The sequence below is a fragment of the Bradyrhizobium sp. NAS80.1 genome (assembly GCF_001908205.1).
Lineage (GTDB): Bacteria > Pseudomonadota > Alphaproteobacteria > Rhizobiales > Xanthobacteraceae > Bradyrhizobium.
The window spans coordinates 1-22,401 of sequence record NZ_LGHL01000150.1 but is presented as its reverse complement, the minus strand read 5'-3'; the positions used below and the strand labels follow the sequence as shown (position 1 = coordinate 22,401).

The window sequence follows — 22,401 nt, the reverse complement described above, 5'->3', positions numbered from 1 at the left end:
CGCTTGCGCGGCGGCGGGGCGTCGGGCGAGGCCGCCTGGGCCAGCCGGATTTCGGGGCCGGCCGTCTGGGCTTCCGCGCCGACGCAAAATTGCGAAAACAACCCCATGCAAAGTAGAACTGCTGTTCCCGCCCGCATCGTACCACCCACCTGAAACGTCCCCATCGAGCTGCCGTACGCTCCCCGTTTTGGCGGCGCCCGTCAACCTCGCCGCGCTTATAAAGCCGGATGCATCGCCGGGGAACCCGCGCTAGAGCCATTTCCGTTCCGATGGAATCGGAACGGGGCTCTAGATTCTTGTTTTAACGCGTTTTCTTTACGCGAACCGGTATCCACTTCGCTCGAAAACGCTTTAAGAGAAGCCCATGTGGACGAAATTGAAAGCGCCCTCGCTGGCCGAAATGGAAGCGATGGCTCATGACGTGTTCGAACGCCTGCCGGCGGAGTTTCGCAGGCTGTGCGAGGGCGTGATCCTCCGCGTCGACGACTTCCCGACCGACGAGGTCCTCGACGAGATGGAATGCGAGAGCGAGTTCGACCTGCTCGGCCTGTTCCAGGGCGTCGGCCTGCCGCAGCAGAGCCTTGGCGACGTGGCGCGGCTGCCCAACATGGTCTGGCTCTACCGCCGGCCGATCCTGGACTACTGGGCCGAGCACGAGGAGAGCCTGGGCCACATCGTCCGTCACGTCCTGATCCACGAGATCGGCCACCATTTCGGCCTCTCGGATGACGATATGGCGGCGATTGAGGCTCAAGCAGACTAGATCTGCCGAATTCGGCCTAGGATTCGGCCACCGATCGCGATAAATACCGGTTCCTGAACCACCCCGGGAAAGCGCAACCATGGACAAATTCACCACGCTGGAAGGCGTCGCGGCGCCGCTGAAGATCATCAATGTCGACACCGACATGATCATTCCGAAGCAGTACCTCAAGACCATTAAGCGCACCGGCCTTGGCAAGGGACTCTTCTCCGAGCAGCGCTACAAGGACGACGGCAGCGAGAACCCGGACTTCGTGCTGAACCAGCCGGCCTATCGCAATACGAAGGTGCTGGTCGCCGGCGACAATTTCGGCTGCGGCTCGAGCCGCGAGCACGCGCCCTGGGCGCTGCTCGACTTCGGCATCCGCTGCGTGATCTCGACCTCGTTCGGCGACATCTTCTACAACAACTGCTTCAAGAACGGCATTCTGCCGATCCGTGTCAGCCAGGAAGACCTCGACAAGCTGTTCGACGACGCCGAGCGCGGCGCCAACGCGACGCTGACGATCGACCTGCCGAACCAGGAGATCCGCGGTCCCGACGGCGGCAAGGTCAAGTTCGAGATCGATCCGTTCCGCAAGCACTGCCTGATCAACGGCCTCGACGACATCGGCCTGACGATGGAGAAGAAGTCCTCGATCGACACCTACGAGGAGAAGCTCAAGCGCGAACGCGCCTGGGCCTGATCGCTAGTCTTGTTTGGAGCCCCGGTGCGACGCGCGCCGGGGCTTTTTTCTTTGCCCTGATTATCCCTTATAGCTTCCGCGCATGCTGCCCGACATCGTCACCTTCTGGCATGGCAAGATGGACGCACTGCGCCAGACCTGTCTGCGCTCGCAGCTCGCGGCCGGCCACAAGGTCACGGTCTACAGCTTCGACACCATTCCCGGCCTGCCCGCGGGCGTCGAGAACGCGGACGCCGAGGCGATCCTGCCGCATGCGTTCTCCGAGCGATTGCGGCCGCCGCAGCCGGACGGAAGCTGGCGCGACTGGACCACGCTCCAGTTCAGCGACTTCTTCCGCATCAAGCTGATGGCAAAGGGACTCGGCCTTTGGCTTGATGCCGACGTGTTGCTGCTGAGGCCTGTCGAGGTCGACCCGGCGAAACCCTACTTCGCCTGGGAGCGGCCGCGCCAGCTCGGCAACTCCGTGATCTATCTTCCGCCGAGGCACGGCATCGTTGCCGCCTTCGAAGAGCTGATGCAGCAGGAGGAGCTGACGCCGAACTGGCTGTCGGTGCGCCATCGCATCACCTTTGCGATGCGTCGCCTGCGCGGCGGCTCGAACCGTCTCTCGGATATTCGCGTTGCGATCTTTGGGCCGGCAGCGCTGACGGCGCTGGCCCGCCGCGCCGGTGAGTTGAAATGCGCGCTGCCGAAGCAATCCTTCTACGCCGTGCACGCCGAGCCGAAACTGTTCTTCGAGCCGTCGAGCTATCTCGGCCTCGTTACTGATCCTAATATCATCGGCCTGCACATCTCGCCCAAGGGACGCGGCGGCCAGCCACCGATTCCGGGCAGCCTGTATGCCTGGGCGGCGGAGCGATTCGCGTAGCTCTCTTCGGTGTCCCGGACGCGGTGCAGCGTGCAACGCTGCTCCGCAGAGCCGGGACCCAGCATGCGACATGGGCCCCGGCTCAGCAGCGCACCACTACGTGCTGCGCCGCGTCCGGGGCACGAGATGAGTTTCCTTGGCTCATTCTAATTTGATCCAGCGCAACGCGCTTCTGCATCATTTTGCCTAGTCTCGCTCCAGTTCCGCCGTTCGAATGGAGCCTTCCATGAGCACCGCAAGCAAGCCTTATCCAGTCGTCCAGGGCCTCATCGAGTCCTTTGCCGCATGGCTGAAGCATCACCGCGAGCTGAGCGAGATGCGGCGGCTCGACCGTACCGATTTCGACCGGATCGCCAGCGATCTCAGGATCGCGCCTGATGATCTCGAGGAGTTGGTCCGCCACGGCCACCGCGCCGCCGATGAGCTGCCGAAAATGCTGGAGCAGCTCGGCATCAGTGTGGAGCGGCTCGGACAGGCGCAGCCGCTGCTCTTGCGCGACATGGAGCGGGTCTGCTCGCTCTGCAATCACAAGGGACAGTGCGACCGCGATCTCGCCGAAGGCACCGCCGCGGAGAACTATCACGGCTATTGCGCGAACGCTTCGACGCTGGAGTCACTCGATCGCGCAGACGTCGCGCCGCACTGACGGCGTCGCATTCATGCGGCGCTCTGACCTAAATGGCTTCGCTTGCCCTGGAGATCAGAACCCAGCAGTTTCATTCATGTAGAACGTGTTGAGGATCGACACCCGATCGCGATCAGTCTTGATCGGCGGACGACCGTGCCAGCTCATCCTGGTCAACGAGTGATAGGCCTTCAGAACCACGAACGCGTATCCGACATTGGGCAGAAACGGGATCGTTTTCACAGGCTCCAGACAATAAGAGCCAACGTGAAACAGTCCCTTGAGAGACGCCTTATAGAGCGTCGTCCCCAAAGCTTCCTGGCTGGCGTCGGCCGGGCAATAAAGCTGCATCGTCACAACCTTCTTGCGCGTGTCCGGATGCGGCTTGATTTGATAGCCGTCCCTGTCCACGTAAACCACCGGCTTTGCGACCAACGTCAAATCGGCGGCACTTGGCACCTTGTCGCCACGGGCACGAATCTCGAGCCCGTCATGCAGTCTCTTTCGGATGGCCCGCTCGATGCTCTCCGAGGTCAACATGGCCGACACCGCCGCCCATACAGGCCGCAGAGACGGGTCGATCTTCTCGACGTTCTCGCCGTAGAGGCGCAGCGCCATGCGGGTCCCTGTACCCGTGATCGGATCGTACCCCTGAGTGGGGACGCTCCGTATCAAGTCACGGTAAAGATCCTTCGGAAAGAAATTATCGAAAACGATGTGAGGGAAGGGCGAAGAAAAATGATCGGCGGCTTTGATGCTCGCAACCGCGTGCGCGGTGAGCGCGTCGACCAAACGGGTATCAACAGTCTCCGCAAGTGCTGCCATGAGGCCCCCCAGAGTACGCTTGAAGCTTATCAGTCCAATTGTTCCCCAACCCAGATGCAACTATACCACGCAATGATCCATCTTCCAGCCTGGTGCTCATGCGAGCCAATCATGGCCCCCCCGTGCAGGACGATCACGTTTGCATGAACGAACGCGCCTGTTGCCGCCGCCTCCAGCACGGCCCGAACGGGTGATGATCCCTTCATCCTTCAGCCCTTGCTCATCGCGGCAATCGCATCCGCGATCTCGATCGTGCGCCGCGCCATGTCGGCGTGCAAGCGCTCCACCATTGCACCATCCAGCCGGATCGCACCGCGTGACACGTTTTCCGGCAGCTCGAAGGCCGCGATGATTTTTCGCGCGCGGGCGACCTCCTCTTCGGGCGGTGTGAAGATCGCATTGCAGGCCTCGATCTGCGACGGATGGATCAGCGTCTTGCCGTCGAAGCCGAGATCGCGCCCCTGCGCGCATTCGGTGGCGAAGCCATCGGAATTGGCGATGTCACTATAGGGGCCGTCGAGGATTTCGAGGCCGTGGGCGCGCGTTGCCAGGATGCAGTGGGTGATCATCGGGATCATCGCGGCGCGGCCCGGCAGCATCTTGATGCGCGTTTCCCGCGAGATGTCATTGGGCCCGAACACGAAACCCGACAAACGCGTCTTCGGATCGCGGCCGGCCGCGGCCAGCTCCTCGGCGTGCAGCGCCGCACGCGCGGTTTCGATCATCGCCCAGACCCTGACGGTCGGCGCTGCGCCAAGCTCGGCGAGGCGACGGCCGATCGTGTCGAGGTCCTCGATGCTCGAGACCTTTGGAACCAGGATGCCGTCCGGCGACGCCTTGGCCGCCATCGCGACGTCCTCTGCCCACCAGGGCGTGTCGAGGCCGTTGGTCCGGATCAGGATCTCGCGCTTGCCGAAGCCCTTGGCCGCGATCGCGGCGGCGATCTGGTCGCGCGCCAACGCCTTGGCGTCGGGGGGCGACGGAATCCTCAAGGTCCAGGATGAGGCCATCGGCGGCCAGGTTGCGCGCCTTGTCCAGCGCGCGGGGGTTGGAGCCGGGCATGAATAGATGGCTGCGGCGCGGGCGGGTCATGCGAGCGTTCCTTCCGGTTTCCTCAGGCGTGTTCTAGAGCACGATCCGGAAAAGTGTGCGGCGGTTTTCCGAAAAGATCATGCTCAAACAATAAGCCGGAGCCGATAGCATCTGGCATGCCTATTCGAAAGGCTTGTTCGCCCCTGTGGTATATGGTTAGGCATGAGCCATGATCACATTCCCGAAGCACTTGCTGGAAGGCTACAAGGCCTTCGCCACCCAGCGGCTGCCGGCCGAGCAGAATCGCTATCGCGAGTTGTCGGTGAAGGGACAGTTCCCGGAAGTGATGGTGATCGGCTGCTGCGATAGCCGCGTTTCACCCGAGGCGATCTTCGACGTCGGCCCGGGCGAGCTGTTCGTCGTGCGCAACATCGCCAATCTGGTGCCGGTGTATCAGCCCGACGGCAACGCGCACGGTGTCTCGGCCGCGCTGGAATATGCCGTGACGGTGCTGAAGGTGAAGCACATCGTGATCCTCGGACACGCGCAGTGCGGCGGCATCCGTGCCTTCGTCGACAAGATCGAGCCGCTCACGCCCGGCGACTTCATCGGCAAGTGGATGCAGATGTTCATCAAGCCGGGCGAAGTCGTCGAGCAGCGCAACCATGAGACCATGGCGCAGTTCGTCGAGCGCATCGAGAAGGCCGCGGTGTTCCGCAGCCTGGAAAACCTGATGACGTTCCCGTTCGTGCGGAAGGCGGTCGAGGGCGGCCAGATGCATCTGCACGGCGCCTATTTCGGCGTCGCGGAGGGGACCTTGTTCGTGCTCGACAAGTCGACGAAGGAATTCAAGAGCGCGCGAAGCGTGACTTGATTTCGTAGTCCAAGGGTGGGCAAAGCGAAGCGTGCCCACCACTTCTTTCGCAATCGTGGAGCGATGGTGGGCACCGCACGATGCGCCTTTGCCCACCCTACGGCAGGGTCAATTAAACCGGCCGCTCGCCCTTCACCGTCACGCGCGTGCCCGAGCGCGTGTGCGGCCAGTAATCCCACATCGCACGGTGCTGCGTGCAGCGGTTGTCCCAGAAGGCAATGGCGTTCTCGGTCCAGCGGAAGCGGCACTGGAACAGCGGGTTCTCGGCGTGCTGGTAGAGATAGGCGAGCATCGCGTCGCTCTCGTCGCGCGGGATGCCGTTGATGTGGCGGGTGAAGCCGCGGTTGACGTAGAGCGCCTTCTTGCCCGTGACCGGGTGCGTGCGCACCACGGGATGCTCGGCGTGCGGGTAGGAGGGACGATCGGCGACGCCGTAATTGGCGTAGAGGCCGCGATAGATCGGCTCGCCGTCATGCAGCGCAGTCAGCCCGTCGAGATAGGCTTTCATCCGGTCCGACAGCGCTTCATAAGCCGCGTACATGTTGGCGAACAGCGTGTCGCCGCCGCGCGGCGGGCATTGCTTGATGTAGAGGATCGAGCCCATCGGCGGCTCGAGATCGCAGGACACGTCGGAATGCCAGCCCTCGCCGTTGGCCCGCGGCGAGTTCTTGTCGGCGTAGATCTTCATCAGCGCCGGGTCTTCGTCCTCGTGCGGGGCCGCGGGATGAAAATGCAGCTCGCCGAACTTGCGGCCGAAGGCGAGATGCTGCTTTGGCGTGATGCTCTGGTCGCGGAAGAAGATGACGAGGTTTTCGGCAAGCGCGCGGTGGATCTCGTCCATCTGTTGATTGGAGGGGGCATCGCCAGAGACGAGCTTGCCGATGTCGACGCCGGATATCTCCGCGCCGATGATGGGCGTGAGCTTTTCGACCGCGATGGTCTCATAGGGCACACCGTCTTCCGCCATGTGGCGATAGCGCGGACCCTGCTTGCCGGATAGCGAGCTCATGGGTGTCGTCTCCCGATCATTCTTGATTGGGGGCATGGTAACGCGCGGTGAGGGATGTGCAATCCGCACCGCAAACACAACTGTCGTCCCGGGGCGCGCAAAGCGCGAGCCCGGGACCCATAGCCACAGGATGGGGCTTGGCGAAGACTCGGAGTGACAGCGTATTCTAACCACAAAACCCTGTGGTTATGGGTCCCCGCGCCCGTGCGCAATTGCGCACTAGGCGGGGACGACGGCAAAGCGCGGGGCGAGCGGAGTAAAACTACTCCGCCGCGGTCACCGGCACCTTGGCGCCCTGGCCGTAGCGCTGGTCGATGTAGTCGATCACGAGCGCCTTGAAGTCGGCGGAGATGGTCGGGCCGCGCAGCGTGCGGAACTTCTTGCCGTCGACGAACACCGGCGCGGCCGGCGCTTCGCCGGTGCCGGGGAGCGAGATGCCGATATTGGCGTGCTTGGATTCGCCGGGGCCGTTGACGATGCAGCCCATCACCGCAACGTTGAGCTCTTCAACGCCGGGATATTTCGTCTTCCAGGTCGGCATCTCGTCGCGGATGAAGTCCTGGATCGAGCGCGCCAGCTCCTGGAACGTGGTCGAGGTGGTGCGGCCGCAGCCCGGGCAGGCCGCAACCAGTGGCACGAAGGTGCGGAAGCCCATCGTCTGCAAGAGTTCCTGGCCGACCTGCACCTCGCGGGTGCGGTCGCCGCCGGGCTCCGGCGTCAGCGAGATGCGGATGGTGTCGCCAATACCCTGCTGCAAGAGGATGCCGAGCGCGGCCGAGGAGGCAACGATGCCCTTCGAGCCCATGCCGGCTTCGGTCAGGCCGAGATGGATCGCGTAGTCGGAACGGCTGGCGAGATCCTGATAGACCGCGATGAGATCCTGTACCGCAGAGACTTTTGCGGAAAGGATGATGCGATTCTTGGGCATGCCGAGCTCTTCGGCGCGCGCGGCCGAGAGCAGCGCAGACTGCACCATGGCTTCGCGCGTCACCGCGCGCACGTCGCGCGGATTGGCGGACGCGGCGTTCTCGTCCATCAGCTTGGTCAGCAGCTCCTGGTCGAGCGAGCCCCAATTGGCGCCGATACGGACCGGCTTGTTGTTCTTGTTCGCGATCTCGATGATGTCGGCGAACTGGGTGTCGCGCTTGTCCTTGAAGCCGACATTGCCGGGATTGATGCGATACTTGGCGAGCGCTTCGGCGCAGGCGGGATAGGCCGCGAGCAGCTTGTGGCCGATATAGTGGAAGTCACCGATCAGCGGCGTGGTGATGCCGCGCTTGAGCAGGCCATCGCGGATGTGCGGAACGGCGGCAGCAGCCTCCTCGCGGTCCACGGTGATGCGGACCATTTCGGAGCCAGCGCGCGCGAGCGCTGCGACCTGGGCGATGGTGCCGTCGATATCGGCAGTGTCGGTGTTGGTCATCGACTGCACGACGATCGGCGCACCGCCGCCGACAGCGACGTCGCCGACCTTGACCTGGGTGGTCTGATGCCGGGGCGCGGGGCCCGCGATGTCGGAATCGATGGTGTTTTCAAGCTTGTTCATGGGGTCCAAATATCAGGTTTTGGTGACGTTCAGCAATGCATCGCGCGGCGCCGCAGCCTCTCGGCTCGGACGGTTAACCAGAAAAAGCCCAGCAATTACAAGCACTGCGGCGGCCCCGAAAGCCAGGCTCAGGGTATCGTGCATGATGAAATAACTACCCACCACGCCAAACAAAGGGGTGATGAAGGTAAAAGCCGACAATTTGCTGGCCGAATAGGCCTTCACCAGCGCGAACCAAAGCGTGAACGTGGTTCCAACCACCCAGATCGCCTGGAAGGCCAGCAGGGCCAGAGACATGGGCGCCGGCGTGTGGGTGATGGATTCGCCGAACAGCCAGGCCGCCGCGCCCAGGATCGGGATCGAGGTCGCGACCTGGTAGCCGAGCGCCTTCTCCGGCGCGGCGAAGCGCAGCCGCGTACCCTTGGCGACCAGCGTGGTTGCTGCCCACAGCGATGCGCCGGCGACGATCAGGAGATCGCCGAGCAGGACGTGCGAATCGACATTGGGCTGCGGCACGCCGATCGCGAGCGCCACACCGGCAAAGCTCACGCCCAGCCCCAGCCACTGCGTGGCACCAAGCCGCTCGCCGAGCATCTGGTAAGAACCGAGCGCGACGAAGAACGGCGCGGTGTAGAGGAACACTACCGCGCGCGAGGCCGAAGTCAGGCGCAGGCCCTGGAAGATCAGCACGAACTCGAAGCCGAACATCAACCCGGCGATCAGGCCGGGCTTCCACGTGCCGTCACGCTCGAAGAATTTCACGCCGCGAAGCGTGCCGACGATGAACAGCACCGGCAGCGCGCCCATCGAGCGAATCATCGCCTGCAGCATCGGCGGCACATCCTGCATCACCAACTTCACGGCGATCTGGTTGAAGCCCCAGGTCAGGCACAACATGAGCATCAGGGCGATGGCGCCGGCACTGAGGGGGCGACCGGCGGACGGTATGGCTTGAGGTGAGGACATTTCTTCTCGAAATCCGGCTTTGCGCCGTTGTTGCTTCAAGTCGCTTTCTGACAATGCGTGCAGACGCCCGTGATTTCCACCACGGACAGCTTTGGTGCGAAGCCTGAGCTGCGCGCCGCGGCGTTGAGGTCCCTGGCGAAGGACGCTGACGGGATCTCGCCGACGAGACCACAGCGCTCGCAGATCAGGAACGCCACCGCGGACGTCGCGTCATGGTCGTGGGCAGCGCAGGCGAGATAGGCGTTGCGGCTTTCGATGCGGTGCACGAGGCCGTTGGCCATCAAGAAATCGAGAGCACGGTAGACCGTGATCGGCGCCGGCCGCGGCATCGACTTGGCGAGTTCGTCGATCACCTCATAAGCGCCGAGCGGACGATGGCTGGAGAGCAGCGCCCCCAGCACCTGGCGGCGAATCGGCGTGAATTTCTGCGCCCGCTGCTCGCAAACCTCCTCGGCATGCGCCAGCCCGTCCGCGGTGCAGCGGCCGTGATCGTGGTCGGGCGCGGGAAATGCCGGCTTTGCGAGGTTCATGCGCCTGTATTCTAGCATTGCGGTCAGGGAACCCAAAGCACGACGGCCGGTGCGGCTGCCAGCCATGCTTTTGCCGCGGGACAGGACCGCATTAACCCGGTGTGAAATAATTATAAGCTTGCTTATTATATCCAAGCTTATTGGAGACAAAGCTTATGACCCGCGGGTCTGTCGACCAGAACTTCCTGTTCACGCTCGGTGAGCTCTACCGCCTGTTGCGCGTCTATGCCGACAAGGAAGCATCGCGCTACGGCATCACCCGCGCGCAGTGGGCGGTGCTGGCCAAGGTCGAGCGCAGCGAGGGCATGAAACAGTCGGAACTCGCCGAACTCATGGAGATGCAGCCGATCACGCTCACGCGGCTGATCGACAAGCTCTGCGACAACGACTGGATCGAGCGCCGCAGCGACGCCTCGGATCGCCGCGTCAAGCGCCTGTACCTCAAGAAGGCCGGCCGGACCTTGCTCGGCAAGATGAGCGGGCTTCGATCCGAACTCACGGCCAACGCGCTCGATGGCATCAATCCGGCGGACGCTTACCGTCTCCTCACCCAACTCGAAACAATCAAAGAAAACGTGCGTAACGCGACCCAGACAAGCGGAGCGGAACAGGCGCGTAGGGAGCAGCGCTATGGCTGATCAGGTCCTCAAGTTCCAGCCCGAACAAAAAATCGACAGCGGCAAGCCGGCCAAGAAGGCCGGCACCGAGCCGCGCCGCCGTCTGATCGCAGGCCTGCGGCGCTATCGCCGCTTCCTGCTGATGGTGGTCCTGCCGATCGTCGTCGCCGGCGGCGGCCTCGTCTTCTATCTGAATGGCGGCCGCTATGTCGGCACCGACGACGCCTATGTCGGCGCGCAGAAGGTGCTGGTGACGCCCGATATCTCCGGCAAGATCGAGAAGGTCGTGGTCAAGGAGGGCCAGCTGGTCCAGCAGGGCGACGTGCTGTTCGAGATCGATCCCGTGCCGTTCCGCCTCGCCGTGGATGAGGCCAGGGCGCAGCTGATGCAGGCGCAGACGACCTACGACAATCTCCGCGCCAACATCAAGATCTACGGCGACATGCTTAATCTCGCCCAGCAGGGTGTCGAGCTGAAGCAGCGCGACGTGGAGCGCAAGCAGGCGCTGGTGAAGAACAGTTTTGGCTCGCAGCTCGACCTCGACAACGCGTCGAACGCGCTGGTCACCTCGGGCTCCGTCGCGCAATACGTCAAGCAGCAGATGTCGACGGCCAAGACGCAGCTGCTCGGCGATCCCGACCTGCCGCTGGAGAAATTCCCGCCCTACGCACAGGCCAAGTCCAAGCTCGACAACGCCGAGCGCAATCTCGACCACGCCGTGGTGCGCGCCTCGATGGGCGGCATCGCGACCCAGGTCGAGCAGATCCAGCTCGGCCGCTACGTCACCGCCGGCACGCCGGTGTTCTCCATCATCGACGTCGCCCATCCCTGGGTCGATGCCAATCCGAAGGAAAGCGACCTCACCTACGTCACCGAAGGCCAGCCCGTCACGCTCGAGGTCGACGCATTCCCGAACCACGTGTTCAAGGGCAAGATCGGCTCGCTCTCGCCCGGCACCGGCGCGCAATTCGCGATCCTGCCGCCGCAGAACGCCACCGGCAACTTCGTCAAGGTGGTGCAGCGCGTGCCAATCCGGATCTATTTCGACGAGAGCGACAAATACGTGAAGAAGCTGAAGGCCGGCATGAGCGTCTATGCCACCATCGACACCGGCCATCAGCGCACGCTCGCCGGCTTGCTCGGCCTGTCGGCGACGGCGAGCCAAGACAAAGACTAAGACAAAGACTGAGACAGGGACTGATTCGATGTCCGGCCCCAATGCCAGCCTGATGGTCCCCGGCCTGCGCCGGAACATGGTGACGATCTGCGCCATGACGGCAACCGTCATGCAGGCGCTGGACACCACGATTGCCAACGTCGCCCTGCCCTACATGCAGGGCACGCTGTCGGCGTCGCAGGACCAGATCAACTGGGTGCTCACCTCCTACATCGTCGCCGCCGCGATCATGACGGCACCGGTGGGATGGATCGCCAATCGTTACGGCCGCAAGCGCATCTTCATCATCTGCGCGGCCGGCTTCACCTTCGCCTCCGTACTGTGCGGGCTCGCGCAGGACATCAACCAGATGGTGCTGTTCCGCCTGCTGCAAGGCGTGTTCGGCGCCGCGCTGGTGCCGCTGTCGCAATCCGTGATGCTCGACTATTACACGCTCCAGGAACGCGCGACTGCAATGTCGATCTGGGGCATGGGCGTGATGATGGGCCCGATCATGGGTCCTTCGCTGGGCGCCTGGCTGACCGAGACCTATTCCTGGCACTGGGTGTTCTTCGTCAATCTGCCGTTCGGCGCGATTACCGTGCTCGGGCTCGCCGTCTTCCTGGACGAGACCGAAAAGAATCTCGGCCTGAAGTTCGACTGGTTCGGCTTTGCCGCGCTGGCGGTCGCGATCGGCGCACTTCAGCTCGCACTTGACCGCGGCGAGCAGCTCGACTGGTTCGAGTCGGTCGAGATCGTGACCGAGTTCATCGTCTCGGGCATCGCCTTCTATTACTTCTTCGCCCACTCCCTCACGACCTCGCGGCCGTTCATCCAGTTCGCGCTCTTCAAAGATCGCAACTTCCTCACCGGCTGCATCTTCATGACGGTGATGGGCCTCGTACTGTACTCGACCATGGCGCTTGCCTCGCCCTACCTGCAAAACGTCATCGGCTATCCCATCATGACCGCGGGCGGCCTGCTCGCGAGCCGCGGCTTCGGCACGTTCTTCGCGATGATGATCGTCGGCCGGCTCATGCGCTACATCGAGGCGCGCACGCTGATCATTTCCGGCCTGTTGCTGACGGCCGCGTCGCTGTTCCAGATGACCGGCTGGACCGACCAGACCCAGGTGCCGGAGATCGTCATCGTCAGCGTGATCCAGGGCTTCGGCTTCGGCCTCGTCTTCGTGCCGCTCTCGACGGTGTCGTTCCTGACGCTGTCGAACCATCTGCGCACCGACGGCACCGCGATGCTGACGCTGCTCCGCAACGTCGCGAGCTCGGTCGGCATCTCGATCGTGATCGCCCAGCTGACGCAGGGTACGCGCAAGACCTACGCGATCCTGTCCGAGTACATCAATCCGTTCAACCACGCGCTGCAGATGCCGAATGTGCGCAGCATGATCGACCTCTCCACCGACGCCGGCCGCGCCATGGCCGACCGAATGGTCGGCGTGCAGGCGCAGATCATCGCCTTCGCACACGACTACCAGCTCGTGATGTTCTTCATCCTCTGCACCATTCCGCTCGCGCTGATGATCGGCTCGACCAAGGCCGTGCTGCGCAAGCAGGCGGCCGGGCCGGAACATGCGGTGATGGAGTAACGGGTCAGTGTCGTGCCCCGGACGCAGCGCAGCACGCAAGTGATGCGCTGCTGAGCCGGGGCCTAGGTCTCAGCGGCGCGGCAAAATGGGTCCCGGTTCTGCGGTGCAGCGGTACGCGCTGCACCACGCCCGGGACACCAGACAACTACAACAGCTCCTCGCAGCCCAAATCGTCGACCGCCATCATCACCCGCTCCAAATTATTCCACCAGATCCCCGGCGGGATGTTGATGCTCCATTGCCAGACCGGCTTTGTGATGTGCCAGAGCACCGACCAGCGATAATCCTGGTCGAGCGCGCCGCGCGTGTAACCGGTCACGCCGTGTGCGAGCAGCGTCTCGTGGTAGCGGTTGAGCAGCGTCCGTTCGAGCGCCTGTCGGCGCTCCGGATACCATTGCAACGCGATCATGTAGGCGAGATCGCTGGTAGGCACATTGATGCCCCACAGATCGAAATCGAAGATGCGCGCGGTGTCGGCGACACCAGCCCGCGGCAGCAGGAAATTCCAGGTATGTGCGTCGCCGTGGGCAATCGTGACGTGGCGGCGCGAATGGTAGCGCTGGGATAGCCGGGCCGACTGCTCGATGAGACGACGGTAGAGGATACGCCGCTCTTCGCTGAGACGGTCGCCAAGCTGATCGGCGAATCGGTCGTAATGACCGGCGAAAGTCTCCATGCGCCCTGCGCTGTCCTCGATGCTCGCCCAGGTGCCGACGGTCGCGCCGAGGCTGGCATGATCCCACCACGCCGCATGCATGCGCGCCAGCGTCGTGACGATAGCCATCGCCTGATCGCGCGACGGCGGCAGCGTCGGCACGGTCGCAATGTCATGGCTGCCGGTGAGGTCTTCGAGCAGAAGGTGCCAGGCCTCGCTCTCGTCGTCGAAATGCCCATCGAAGCAGCGCGGCGTGAGTCCCGGCGGCATGTTCGGCGCGAGCTGCGTGTAAAAGGCCACCTCATGCCGGCCGCGATCTGCAAGCGTCCTGGCGAAGGCGGCATGCGCCATCTTCAGGATCAGCGACTGCGGGGCACCGGTGGATTCGCCGACATAGCGCAGGCCGAGCCGGACGATGTGCGACACGACGGTGTCGCGCTGATGCAGCACCTTCACCTCGCGGACCGCGCCGCGATCCAGCACCCCGCCCCTGCGCAGTGCAGCCGTCAGTTGGGCGGGCTCAACGACCGCCGGCAGTTGTGGAGGTGTCATCAAGCGCGCCCCGGGTGCCGCGCTCATACTGCACGATCACACCCGGAAGCGCCAGCCGTGACCGGCCGCCCGAAAGGCGGCTCGGGCCTCAGACGTCGAAGAACACCGTCTCGTCGCCGCCCTGCAGCCGCAGGTCGAGTCGATAGACCGGCTTGCCCGCATCGCGAACAGCGATCAGCGTGGCGCGACGGTCGGCCGGCACCAGCGCCAGCACGGGGTCGGCGGCGTTGCCGGCTTCGTCGCTGAAATAGAGGCGGGTGTAGAGATGCCGCAGCATGCCGCGGCCAAACACCGCAACGACGATGTGCGGCGCCTGCGTCTTGCCGTCCGGATCGGGCACGGCGCCCGGCTTGATGGTGTCGAAGGAATAATTGCCGTCCTTGTCCGTGCCGCAGCGGGCAAAGCCGCGGAAGCTCGCGTTCGGCAGCGCGCGCTTGTCCTGCGGGTCGGCAAAGCGGCCCTGCGCATCCGCCTGCCAGATCTCCAGCATGCAATCCGGCACGGCGACGCCGTCGCCGTCGAACACGCGGCCCTCGATGCGGACACGATCGCCCGTGACGTCGGGCGTGAGCGTGGAGTTGGTGAACGCGTCGTTCCAGGCGTATTCGCCGTTCGGCGTCAGGCCGTATTTGAAGAACGGACCGACGGTCTGCGATGGGGTGATACCGTTGTCCTTTCCGTTTTCCTGCACTTAACTATTCTCCATTGGCGTGGCGTTCTTGCCGCGCAGCACGATGTCAAAGCGGTAGCACAGCGCCCATTCGGGCTGGGTGTTCTCGAGATCGAACGACGAAACCATGCGCGCGCGCGCCTTTTCGTCCGGCACCGAGTTGAAAATCGGGTCGAACGGGAACAGCGGGTCGTTCGGGAAATACATCTGCGTCACGAGGCGCGTGACGAAGGAATAGCCGAACACCGAAAGATGGATGTGCGCCGGACGCCAGGCGTTGTGGTGATTGCCCCAGGGGTAAGCGCCGGGCTTGATGGTGACGAAGCGGTAGTAGCCGGAGGCATCACTCTGGGTGCGACCCGCGCCGGTGAAGTTCGGATCGAGCGGCGCCGGATGCTGGTCGCGGACATGGACGTAGCGGCCGCAGGAATTGGCCTGCCAGATCTCGACCAGCGAGTTCGGCACGCCGCGGCCGTCCTCGTCGCGCACATGGCCGTGCACGATGATGCGCTCGCCGAGCGGCTCGCCACTGTGCTGACGGGTGAGATCGGCATCGCCCTCGCGCACGGTCTCATGGCCGTAGACCGGGCCGGTCAACTCCGACAGCGTATGGCGCATCGGAATCAAGGGCTTGTTCGGCGCGCGCTTGATCGAGCTCTTGTACTCGGGCGACAGCGGCAGCGGATGCGCCTTGTTGCTGTCGACGGGATAGATGAATGTCATTGGCGAACTCCTCCCCGGCCATTCTGATCAGGCCGGTCAACGCTTATCCCGATCATTATAGAATATAACTAATCTGGGGAAGCGGGTTTGAAGGCCCCCTTTTCTTAACCTCTCCCCGCCTGCGGGGAGAGGTCGACGCGCGTAGCGCGGCGGGTGAGGGGGTACTGGTGCCGCGACAGTCTCATGCGCGGAGAGAGGCCCCTCACCCCACCCTCTCCCGGTAAGAACGGGGAGAGGGGGAGCAAGTAGTCTTAATTCAGCTTCTCGATCGCGACCGCGACGCCCTGGCCGACGCCGACGCACATGGTGGCGAGCGCGAGCTTGCCGCCGCGCTTCTCCATGCCGTGGACGGCGGTGAGCGCGAGACGGGCGCCACTCATGCCGAGGGGGTGGCCGAGCGCGATGGCGCCGCCATGCGGATTGACGAAATCGGCATCGTCCTTGACGCCGAGCTGACGGAGGCAGGCGATGCCCTGCGAGGCGAAGGCCTCGTTGAGCTCGATCAGGTCGAAATCGCTGATCTTCTTGCCGAGACGCTCCATCAGCTTGCGGGTCGCGGGCACGGGGCCGATGCCCATGATGCGCGGCGGCACGCCGGCCGAGGCAAGCCCGAGGATGCGGGCGCGCGGCGTCAGGCCGTGCTTCTTCACCGCAGCTTCCGACGCCAGGATCATCGCGGCGGCGCCGTCATTGACGCCGGAGGCATTGCCGGCGGTCACTGTGCCGGGATTGCGCACGATCGGCTTCAGCTTGGTCAGGCCTTCCAGCGTGGTCTCGGGACGCGGATGCTCGTCCTTGTCCACCGTAACAGGGCCGGCCTTGCCGCCGGGAATGGTGATCGGCGTGATCTCCTCGGCGAAATAGCCGGCGGCGATCGCCGCACCGGCGCGCTGCTGCGAGCGGATGGCGAAGGCGTCCTGGTCGGCGCGGGAGACCTGGAATTCCTCGGCGACGTTCTCGCCGGTCTCCGGCATGGCATCGACGCCATACTGAGCCTTCAGCAGCGGATTGACGAAGCGCCAGCCGATCGTGGTGTCGAAGATCTCGGCGGAGCGCGAGAAGGCTTCCTGCGCCTTGCCCATCACGAACGGGGCGCGCGTCATGGATTCGACGCCGCCGGCAATCGCAAGCTCGATCTCGCCGGAGCGGATCGCGCGGCCGGCCGCACCGACCGCGTCGAGGCCGGAGGCGCAAAGGCGGTTCAGGGTCTGGCCAGGAACCGAGTCCGGCAGACCCGCGAGCAGCAGCGCCATGCGCGCGACGTTGCGGTTGTCCTCGCCGGCCTGGTTGGCGCAGCCGAAGAAGACTTCATCCACCTGCGCCCAGTCGAGGTTGGGGTGCTTGGCCATCAGCGCCTTGATCGGGGCGGCGGCGAGGTCGTCGGCGCGCACCTTGGCGAGCGAGCCGCCGAAGCGGCCGATCGGGGTCCGCACGGCATCGCAGATAAAGACGTCACGCATCGTTGTTCTCCCTGAATGCCGCGGTTCGGCCAGAATTCTTCAATGACGGCGGAGTTTTAGGAGGGCGCCCGCAGCAGGTCAATTGACGGTTTCGCGCGGGCCGTATTCGGCTAAGCGCCTCGAAAGCCAGCCGTCATTCCGGGGCGCCCAAAGGGCGAGCCCGGAATCCATAACCACCAATCGGGTTTATGGATTCCGGGTCTGCGCCTAGCGGCGCATCCCGGAATGACGACCGGAAATGTGGCACTCATTATCCCGTCATGCGGACAACGTGGAAAACCCGCCCCATCCGGCCAAAGCGATAGGAGCACGGGGCGAAATTTTGTAGGTTGCGCCGCCCATGACAGTCCAACAACCCATTCCAGCGCCGGAACCTGAACCTACCCAAGCGCCGCCGGCGGAAGCTGCCGCGCGCGTTACGCCGATGATGGAACAGTACCTTGAAATCAAGGCGGCGCATCAGGGCCTCTTGCTGTTCTACCGAATGGGCGATTTCTACGAGCTGTTCTTCGAGGACGCCGAGATTGCCTCCAGGACGCTCGGCATCGTGCTGACCAAGCGCGGCAAGCATCAGGGCGCGGATATCCCGATGTGCGGCGTGCCGGTCGAGCGCTCCGAGGATTATCTGCACCGCCTGATATCAGCCGGCCACCGGGTCGCGGTGTGCGAGCAGACCGAGGATCCCGCCGCTGCGAAAGCGCGCGGCAACAAGAGCGTCGTGCGCCGCGGCGTGGTGCGGCTGGTCACGCCGGGCACGCTGACCGAGGACACGCTGCTCGATGCGCGCGCCAACAACTATCTGCTGGCGATTGCACGCGCCCGCTCCTCCGCCGGCGGCGACCGCTTCGGCCTCGCCTGGATCGACATCTCGACCGCCGAATTCACCGTGACGGAATGTTCGGGGGGGCGAGCTTGCCGCGACGCTGGCGCGCATCAATCCGAACGAGGCGATCGTCACCGACGCGCTCTACAACGACAACGAACTCGGGCCGACCTTGCGCGAGCTGCCGGCGGTGACGCCGCTGACCCGCGACGTGTTCGACGGCGCCACCGCCGAGAAGCGGCTGTGCGATTATTTCGCGGTCGCGACCATGGACGGGTTGGCGCAGCTGACGCGCCTGGAAGCCACCGCTGCGGCGGCGGCCGTCACCTATGTCGACCGCACCCAGGTCGGCAAGCACCCGCCGCTGTCGCCGCCTGCGCGCGAGGCCTCGGGCGCGACCATGGCGATCGACCCGGCCACCCGCGCCAATCTCGAACTGACGCGGACGCTGGCGGGTGAACGCCGCGGCTCGCTGCTCGACGCCATCGACTGCACCGTGACCTCGGCCGGCTCGCGCCTGCTGGCGCAGCGGCTTGCAGCGCCGTTGACCGATGCGCCGGCAATCGCGCGGCGGCTCGATGCGGTCAGCACCTTCGTTGCCGATTCCGCCGCGCGCGAAGACATCCGCAGCATTTTGCGCGGCGCGCCCGACATGTCGCGGGCACTGGCCCGTCTCTCAGTCGGCCGCGGCGGTCCGCGTGACCTCGCCGGCATTCGCGACGGCATCATGGCGGCCGACCAGGCGCTGGCGCGGCTCGGCGAGATCGACCAGCCGCCGCAGGAGATCGCAGCGGTGATGGCCGCGCTGCAAAAGCCGTCGCGAGAGCTCGCCGCAGAATTTGCCGCGGCGCTCGACGAGCAATTGCCGCTGATCAAGCGCGATGGCGGCTTCGTTCGTCAGGGCTACGAGCCCGCGCTCGACGAAGCCCGGAACCTGCGCGACGCCTCGCGCCTGGTGGTCGCCTCGATGCAGGCACGCTACGCCGACGCGACCTCCGTGAAGGGCCTGAAGATCCGGCACAACAACGTGCTCGGCTATTTCGTCGAGGTCACCGCGCAGCATGGCGACAAGCTGATGTCGGCGCCGCTGAACGCGACCTTCATCCATCGCCAGACGCTGGCGGGACAGGTGCGCTTCACCACATCCGAGCTGGGCGAGATCGAGGCCAAGATCGCCAATGCCGGCGATCGTGCGCTGGGCCTCGAGCTCGAGATCTTCGAGCGGCTCTGCGCCAAGGCGCTCGCGATCAGCGAGGACCTGCGCGCCGCCGCGCACGGCTTCGCGCTGCTCGACGTCGCGACTTCGCTGGCAAAGCTCGCGGTCGACGATAACTATGTGCGCCCCGAGGTCGATGGCTCCCTCGCCTTCGCCATCGAAGCGGGCCGCCATCCCGTGGTCGAGCAGGCCCTGAAGCGCAATGGCGAGCCTTTCATCGCCAATGCCTGCGACCTGTCGCCAAGCCCTGCGCAAAAGTCCGGCCAGCTCTGGCTGCTGACCGGCCCGAACATGGCGGGTAAATCGACCTTCTTGCGCCAGAACGCGCTGATTGCCCTGATGGCGCAGATCGGCAGCTTCGTGCCGGCGACGCGCGCGCGGATCGGCATCATCGACCGACTGTTCTCGCGCGTCGGCGCCGCCGACGATCTCGCGCGCGGCCGCTCCACCTTCATGGTGGAGATGGTCGAGACCGCGGCGATCCTCAACCAGGCCGGCGAGCGCTCGCTCGTGATCCTGGATGAGATCGGCCGCGGAACTGCGACCTTCGACGGCCTCTCGATCGCCTGGGCCGCGATCGAGCATCTGCACGAAAGCAATCGCTGCCGCACGCTGTTCGCCACGCATTATCACGAGCTGACCGCGCTCTCGGCCAAGCTGCCGCGCATGTTCAACGCGACGGTGCGGGTGAAGGAGTGGCAGGGCAACGTCGTGTTCCTGCACGAGGTGCTGCCGGGCTCGGCCGACCGCTCTTACGGCATCCAGGTCGCAAAGCTCGCCGGCCTGCCGCCGGCCGTGATCACGCGCGCCAAATCGGTGCTGGCAAAACTCGAGGCCCAGGACCGCGGCCAGACCGCGCGTGCGCTGGCCGACGATCTGCCGCTGTTCGCCGTGCCCTCGCGCGCCGTCGCGGAAGCCGCGCCCCCGAGCGAAGCAGAATTGCTGATGGAAGCCGTGAAAGCGCTGCACCCCGACGAGATGTCGCCGCGCGAGGCGCTGGATGCACTCTATGCGTTGAAGGCCAAGCTGCCGAAGCAGTGAACGGTCCCTGGCCGCAATCGTCATTGCGAGCGGAGCGAAGCAATCCAGACTCTCTTCGCGGCGACAGTCTGGATTGCTTCGTCGCTCCAGCGCAAAATTGCTCTGCAATTTTGTCACGAGCTCCTCGCAATGATGGAGGCTAGTGCGCCAACCGCTTCCTTCGCCCGTTCCACCACAACGTCAGATTCCAAATGATGCAGGTGGCGAGCGCAAGGCTCAGGCCGATCGCAGAACCAAACTGCAGCACAGCAAGATGGAGCACGGCGACGCCGAGGCCGAAACCGAGCAGGCCCCAGGCGCTGTTGGCGAGCACGGCAGCGGTGGCGGGGCCGCCGATGCGCGGGTGCAGGATCAGCATCATCGAGGAGAACACGATCGGAAACAGCGCAATCACGCCGGTGACGCGGGGACCGATCCAGGTCGAGGCAGTCACCACGGTGCCAACCAGGCTCGCCACCAGTGCGGCGCGCAGCGGAATGTCGTACCATCGTCTCGCGATCAACGGCATTTTCGCGACGTGCCGATAGGGCTTGAGCAACGGAATGCAGATCGCAAAGGCGATGGCATTGACAATCAGCCCGCCGGCCAGCGTCCAAGCGAACTGACGCATGATGGTGGCGAGCACCAGCCACAACGCGATCGCGGAGCCCGCGCTGATCCACATGCTGAAGCGCTGCGCCAGCACCGAATAAGTCAGGCCCATAAAGATCGTCGCCGCGTTGACCGGCAGGCTCGACAGCGCCCCCTCGGCGATGAAGGCCGCATCATGGTCGAGGGCGAGGAAGGTGTAGGACGGTCCCGCCGAGATCGGCAAGGTTGCGATCAGCGCGCCGATCACCGGACCGGAGCGTTCGGTGATGATCGACGCCGACACCACGAACGCCGCCGCGATTGCCATGCGCAGGAGAAGGAAGAGGATGAAGTGGAGTTCGGGGGGCATTTTTCTTTGTCATCCCGGACAAGCGGAGCGCAGATCCGGATGAAACGTAGAGTAACTCTCACCGTCATTCCGGGGCGCGCGAAGCGCGAGCCCGGAATCCATAGCCACAGGCCGCAGTCATTTACAAAGCTGGAGCGACGACCGTGCGAAAGCACCACGGCCTGGGATTATGGGTTCCCGCCCCCCGTGCGCAATTGCGCACTAGGCGGGAACGACACCGATCGCTGGGATACGGCTTTCACCCCTCTACATCCGCTGCATCGACACCGAAACCTTCGGGCCGTTCTTGATGGTCTGATAGACCACGCAATAGCGCTCGGTGAGCTTGAGCAGCAGATCGAGCTTGTCCTGGGCTGCGTCAGTGTCGACCTCGAAGCGCAGGCGGATCTCGGCGAAGCCACCGGGGTCTCCTTGTCGACGCCGAGCGTGCCGCGGAAGTCGAGATCGCCCTCGGCGTAGACGTTGCCGGTCTTCAGCGGCACCTCGATCGCGGTCGCGACCGACTTCAACGTGACGCCGGCACAGGCGACCAGCGCTTCCAGCAGCATGTCACCGGAGCAGAGTTCGAGGCCGGAGCCGCCGGTCGCCGGATGAAGGCCAGCCATTGCGATGGCGCGGCCGGTCTCGACCTTGCAGGCGATGCCTTCGCTATCCGTCGAGCCCTTGGCCTTCAGCGTGATCATCGCGGCCTTGGGGTCGGTCTTGTAGCGTTCCTTGATCGGGGCCTGCATCTGGCGCAGTGCTGCGGCGTCCATGTCGTTCTCTCCCGGAAAAATCGCCTCTCGATGTACCGGCTCGGAGAGAAATTGTCACCACCACATGGCCTGACCGGGACCCTGGGTTGCGTCACGGTCGGGCACGCCGCGATCGAGCGAACGGTCGAGGGACGTCAGCACACTTCGCTTGAAGTTCTCGAACAGCGGCGAATTGCGGTCGCGCGGCCGGCCCAGATTGATCTCGATCTGGTCGAACAGCCGGCCGGGCCGCGGCCGCATCACCAGCACGCGGTCGGCGAGCACGACGGCTTCGTCGACGTCATGTGTGACGAGGATCAATGTCGGACGTGTATCGGCCCAGAGATCGAGCAGATGATCCTGGAGGTCGCGGCGGGTGAAGGCATCGAGCGCCGAGAAAGGCTCGTCGAGCAGCAGCACTTCAGGCTGCGGCACCAGCGCGCGCGCGATCGCGACACGCTGCGCCTGCCCGCCCGAGAGCTCGC

19 protein-coding genes and 3 pseudogenes are annotated in these 22,401 nt (G+C 64.5%); 9 read left to right on the top strand and 13 right to left on the bottom strand.

All coding sequences use genetic code 11. From position 1 onward, the window contains the following. The first annotated feature begins 364 nt into the window (after positions 1-364). The 4 genes from AC629_RS31105 to AC629_RS31090 all read left to right on the top strand — a co-directional run bounded on the left by AC629_RS31105 (position 365) and on the right by AC629_RS31090 (position 2,962). On the top strand, positions 365-763 hold the full coding sequence (locus AC629_RS31105) for a metallopeptidase family protein (RefSeq protein WP_084808658.1): 399 nt from the start codon (positions 365-367) through the stop codon (positions 761-763). 79 nt (positions 764-842) lie between these two features. Next, positions 843-1,448 carry a 3-isopropylmalate dehydratase small subunit gene (gene leuD / locus AC629_RS31100; RefSeq protein ID WP_084808657.1) on the top strand — a complete coding sequence of 202 codons (606 nt, stop codon included), beginning with the start codon at positions 843-845 and terminating at the stop codon, positions 1,446-1,448. An 82-nt stretch (positions 1,449-1,530) separates the two neighbouring features. Continuing rightward, complete coding sequence (locus tag AC629_RS31095; protein WP_084808656.1) at positions 1,531-2,316, top strand: glycosyltransferase family 32 protein; 786 nt, start codon at positions 1,531-1,533, stop codon at positions 2,314-2,316. Between the two features lie 226 nt (positions 2,317-2,542). After that, positions 2,543-2,962 carry a DUF6455 family protein gene (locus AC629_RS31090; RefSeq protein ID WP_084808659.1) on the top strand — a complete coding sequence of 140 codons (420 nt, stop codon included), beginning with the start codon at positions 2,543-2,545 and terminating at the stop codon, positions 2,960-2,962. A 54-nt stretch (positions 2,963-3,016) separates the two neighbouring features. Here the strand turns inward: AC629_RS31090 and AC629_RS31085 are convergent, their stop codons facing one another. Together AC629_RS31085 and AC629_RS31080 are read right to left on the bottom strand one after the other, a co-directional pair. Then, positions 3,017-3,766, bottom strand: a complete 750-nt coding sequence (locus AC629_RS31085; protein ID WP_084808655.1) for a hypothetical protein — start codon at positions 3,764-3,766, stop codon at positions 3,017-3,019. Between the two features lie 209 nt (positions 3,767-3,975). Then, a pseudogene (locus tag AC629_RS31080) lies at positions 3,976-4,858 on the bottom strand (HpcH/HpaI aldolase/citrate lyase family protein). A gap of 169 nt (positions 4,859-5,027) precedes the next feature. Here AC629_RS31080 and AC629_RS31075 point away from each other — a divergent pair. Continuing rightward, a complete protein-coding gene (locus tag AC629_RS31075) occupies positions 5,028-5,672 on the top strand; it encodes a carbonic anhydrase (protein ID WP_084808654.1) in 645 nt (214 codons plus the stop codon). A 112-nt stretch (positions 5,673-5,784) separates the two neighbouring features. Here the strand turns inward: AC629_RS31075 and AC629_RS31070 are convergent, their stop codons facing one another. The 4 genes from AC629_RS31070 to AC629_RS31055 form a co-directional block, all read right to left on the bottom strand. After that, positions 5,785-6,681, bottom strand: a complete 897-nt coding sequence (locus AC629_RS31070) for a TauD/TfdA dioxygenase family protein (protein ID WP_084808653.1) — start codon at positions 6,679-6,681, stop codon at positions 5,785-5,787. 262 nt (positions 6,682-6,943) lie between these two features. Beyond that, positions 6,944-8,227, bottom strand: coding sequence for a flavodoxin-dependent (E)-4-hydroxy-3-methylbut-2-enyl-diphosphate synthase (gene ispG, locus AC629_RS31065; RefSeq protein WP_084808652.1), 1,284 nt, complete (start codon positions 8,225-8,227; stop codon positions 6,944-6,946). 12 nt (positions 8,228-8,239) lie between these two features. Beyond that, on the bottom strand, positions 8,240-9,193 hold the full coding sequence (locus AC629_RS31060) for a DMT family transporter (RefSeq protein ID WP_084808651.1): 954 nt from the start codon (positions 9,191-9,193) through the stop codon (positions 8,240-8,242). Between the two features lie 35 nt (positions 9,194-9,228). Beyond that, entirely contained in the window at positions 9,229-9,723 is a 495-nt protein-coding gene (locus tag AC629_RS31055; protein ID WP_084808650.1) for a Fur family transcriptional regulator, read from the bottom strand. Positions 9,724-9,878: 155 nt separating this feature from the next. On the opposite strand from AC629_RS31055, the gene AC629_RS31050 reads away from it, so the two are divergent. Genes AC629_RS31050 through AC629_RS31040 form a run of 3 tightly spaced genes read left to right on the top strand, consistent with a single transcriptional unit; the run spans position 9,879 to position 13,102 of the window. Next, the gene (locus AC629_RS31050) at positions 9,879-10,361 is read left to right on the top strand and encodes a MarR family winged helix-turn-helix transcriptional regulator (RefSeq protein WP_074122122.1); all 483 of its coding nucleotides are present in this window, start codon (positions 9,879-9,881) and stop codon (positions 10,359-10,361) included. Continuing rightward, on the top strand, positions 10,354-11,517 hold the full coding sequence (locus tag AC629_RS31045; protein WP_084808649.1) for an HlyD family secretion protein: 1,164 nt from the start codon (positions 10,354-10,356) through the stop codon (positions 11,515-11,517). The genes AC629_RS31050 and AC629_RS31045 overlap by 8 nt, the downstream gene beginning before the upstream one ends. Positions 11,518-11,545: 28 nt before the next feature. Next, positions 11,546-13,102, top strand: a complete 1,557-nt coding sequence (locus tag AC629_RS31040) for an MDR family MFS transporter (protein ID WP_084808648.1) — start codon at positions 11,546-11,548, stop codon at positions 13,100-13,102. A gap of 145 nt (positions 13,103-13,247) precedes the next feature. On the opposite strand, the gene AC629_RS31035 is transcribed toward AC629_RS31040, so the two are convergent. From AC629_RS31035 to pcaF, 4 genes are all read right to left on the bottom strand, one after another. After that, entirely contained in the window at positions 13,248-14,309 is a 1,062-nt protein-coding gene (locus AC629_RS31035) for a phosphotransferase (RefSeq protein WP_168195618.1), read from the bottom strand. An 88-nt stretch (positions 14,310-14,397) separates the two neighbouring features. Beyond that, positions 14,398-15,000 carry a protocatechuate 3,4-dioxygenase subunit alpha gene (pcaG, locus tag AC629_RS31030; protein WP_084808646.1) on the bottom strand — a complete coding sequence of 201 codons (603 nt, stop codon included), beginning with the start codon at positions 14,998-15,000 and terminating at the stop codon, positions 14,398-14,400. Continuing rightward, a complete protein-coding gene (gene pcaH, locus AC629_RS31025) occupies positions 15,001-15,702 on the bottom strand; it encodes a protocatechuate 3,4-dioxygenase subunit beta (protein WP_084808645.1) in 702 nt (233 codons plus the stop codon). Between the two features lie 251 nt (positions 15,703-15,953). Then, a complete protein-coding gene (gene pcaF, locus AC629_RS31020) occupies positions 15,954-17,162 on the bottom strand; it encodes a 3-oxoadipyl-CoA thiolase (protein ID WP_084808644.1) in 1,209 nt (402 codons plus the stop codon). A 340-nt stretch (positions 17,163-17,502) separates the two neighbouring features. On the opposite strand from pcaF, the pseudogene mutS reads away from it, so the two are divergent. Next, a pseudogene (mutS, locus tag AC629_RS31015) lies at positions 17,503-20,242 on the top strand (DNA mismatch repair protein MutS). A 139-nt stretch (positions 20,243-20,381) separates the two neighbouring features. On the opposite strand, the gene AC629_RS31010 reads toward mutS, so the two are convergent. The 3 genes and pseudogenes from AC629_RS31010 to AC629_RS31000 all read right to left on the bottom strand — a co-directional run. Then, positions 20,382-21,182: a hypothetical protein gene (locus tag AC629_RS31010; protein ID WP_084808643.1), complete on the bottom strand. Its 801-nt coding sequence runs from the start codon at positions 21,180-21,182 to the stop codon at positions 20,382-20,384. A gap of 246 nt (positions 21,183-21,428) precedes the next feature. Next, positions 21,429-21,937 (bottom strand): annotated as a pseudogene (locus AC629_RS31005) (OsmC family protein). Positions 21,938-21,991: 54 nt separating this feature from the next. Next, positions 21,992-22,401 (bottom strand): ATP-binding cassette domain-containing protein (locus AC629_RS31000; RefSeq protein ID WP_143199573.1); only part of this gene is annotated, 410 nt, incomplete at its 5' end.

Coding starts and splice junctions, on each gene's coding strand:
- AC629_RS31105 (WP_084808658.1), top strand. CDS start 365: ATGTGGACGAAATTGAAAGCGCCCTCGCTGGCCGAAATGGAAGCGATG.
- leuD (WP_084808657.1), top strand. CDS start 843: ATGGACAAATTCACCACGCTGGAAGGCGTCGCGGCGCCGCTGAAGATC.
- AC629_RS31095 (WP_084808656.1), top strand. CDS start 1,531: ATGCTGCCCGACATCGTCACCTTCTGGCATGGCAAGATGGACGCACTG.
- AC629_RS31090 (WP_084808659.1), top strand. CDS start 2,543: ATGAGCACCGCAAGCAAGCCTTATCCAGTCGTCCAGGGCCTCATCGAG.
- AC629_RS31085 (WP_084808655.1), bottom strand. CDS start 3,766: ATGGCAGCACTTGCGGAGACTGTTGATACCCGTTTGGTCGACGCGCTC.
- AC629_RS31075 (WP_084808654.1), top strand. CDS start 5,028: ATGATCACATTCCCGAAGCACTTGCTGGAAGGCTACAAGGCCTTCGCC.
- AC629_RS31070 (WP_084808653.1), bottom strand. CDS start 6,681: ATGAGCTCGCTATCCGGCAAGCAGGGTCCGCGCTATCGCCACATGGCG.
- ispG (WP_084808652.1), bottom strand. CDS start 8,227: ATGAACAAGCTTGAAAACACCATCGATTCCGACATCGCGGGCCCCGCG.
- AC629_RS31060 (WP_084808651.1), bottom strand. CDS start 9,193: ATGTCCTCACCTCAAGCCATACCGTCCGCCGGTCGCCCCCTCAGTGCC.
- AC629_RS31055 (WP_084808650.1), bottom strand. CDS start 9,723: ATGAACCTCGCAAAGCCGGCATTTCCCGCGCCCGACCACGATCACGGC.
- AC629_RS31050 (WP_074122122.1), top strand. CDS start 9,879: ATGACCCGCGGGTCTGTCGACCAGAACTTCCTGTTCACGCTCGGTGAG.
- AC629_RS31045 (WP_084808649.1), top strand. CDS start 10,354: ATGGCTGATCAGGTCCTCAAGTTCCAGCCCGAACAAAAAATCGACAGC.
- AC629_RS31040 (WP_084808648.1), top strand. CDS start 11,546: ATGTCCGGCCCCAATGCCAGCCTGATGGTCCCCGGCCTGCGCCGGAAC.
- AC629_RS31035 (WP_168195618.1), bottom strand. CDS start 14,309: ATGACACCTCCACAACTGCCGGCGGTCGTTGAGCCCGCCCAACTGACG.
- pcaH (WP_084808645.1), bottom strand. CDS start 15,702: ATGACATTCATCTATCCCGTCGACAGCAACAAGGCGCATCCGCTGCCG.
- pcaF (WP_084808644.1), bottom strand. CDS start 17,162: ATGCGTGACGTCTTTATCTGCGATGCCGTGCGGACCCCGATCGGCCGC.
- AC629_RS31010 (WP_084808643.1), bottom strand. CDS start 21,182: ATGCCCCCCGAACTCCACTTCATCCTCTTCCTTCTCCTGCGCATGGCA.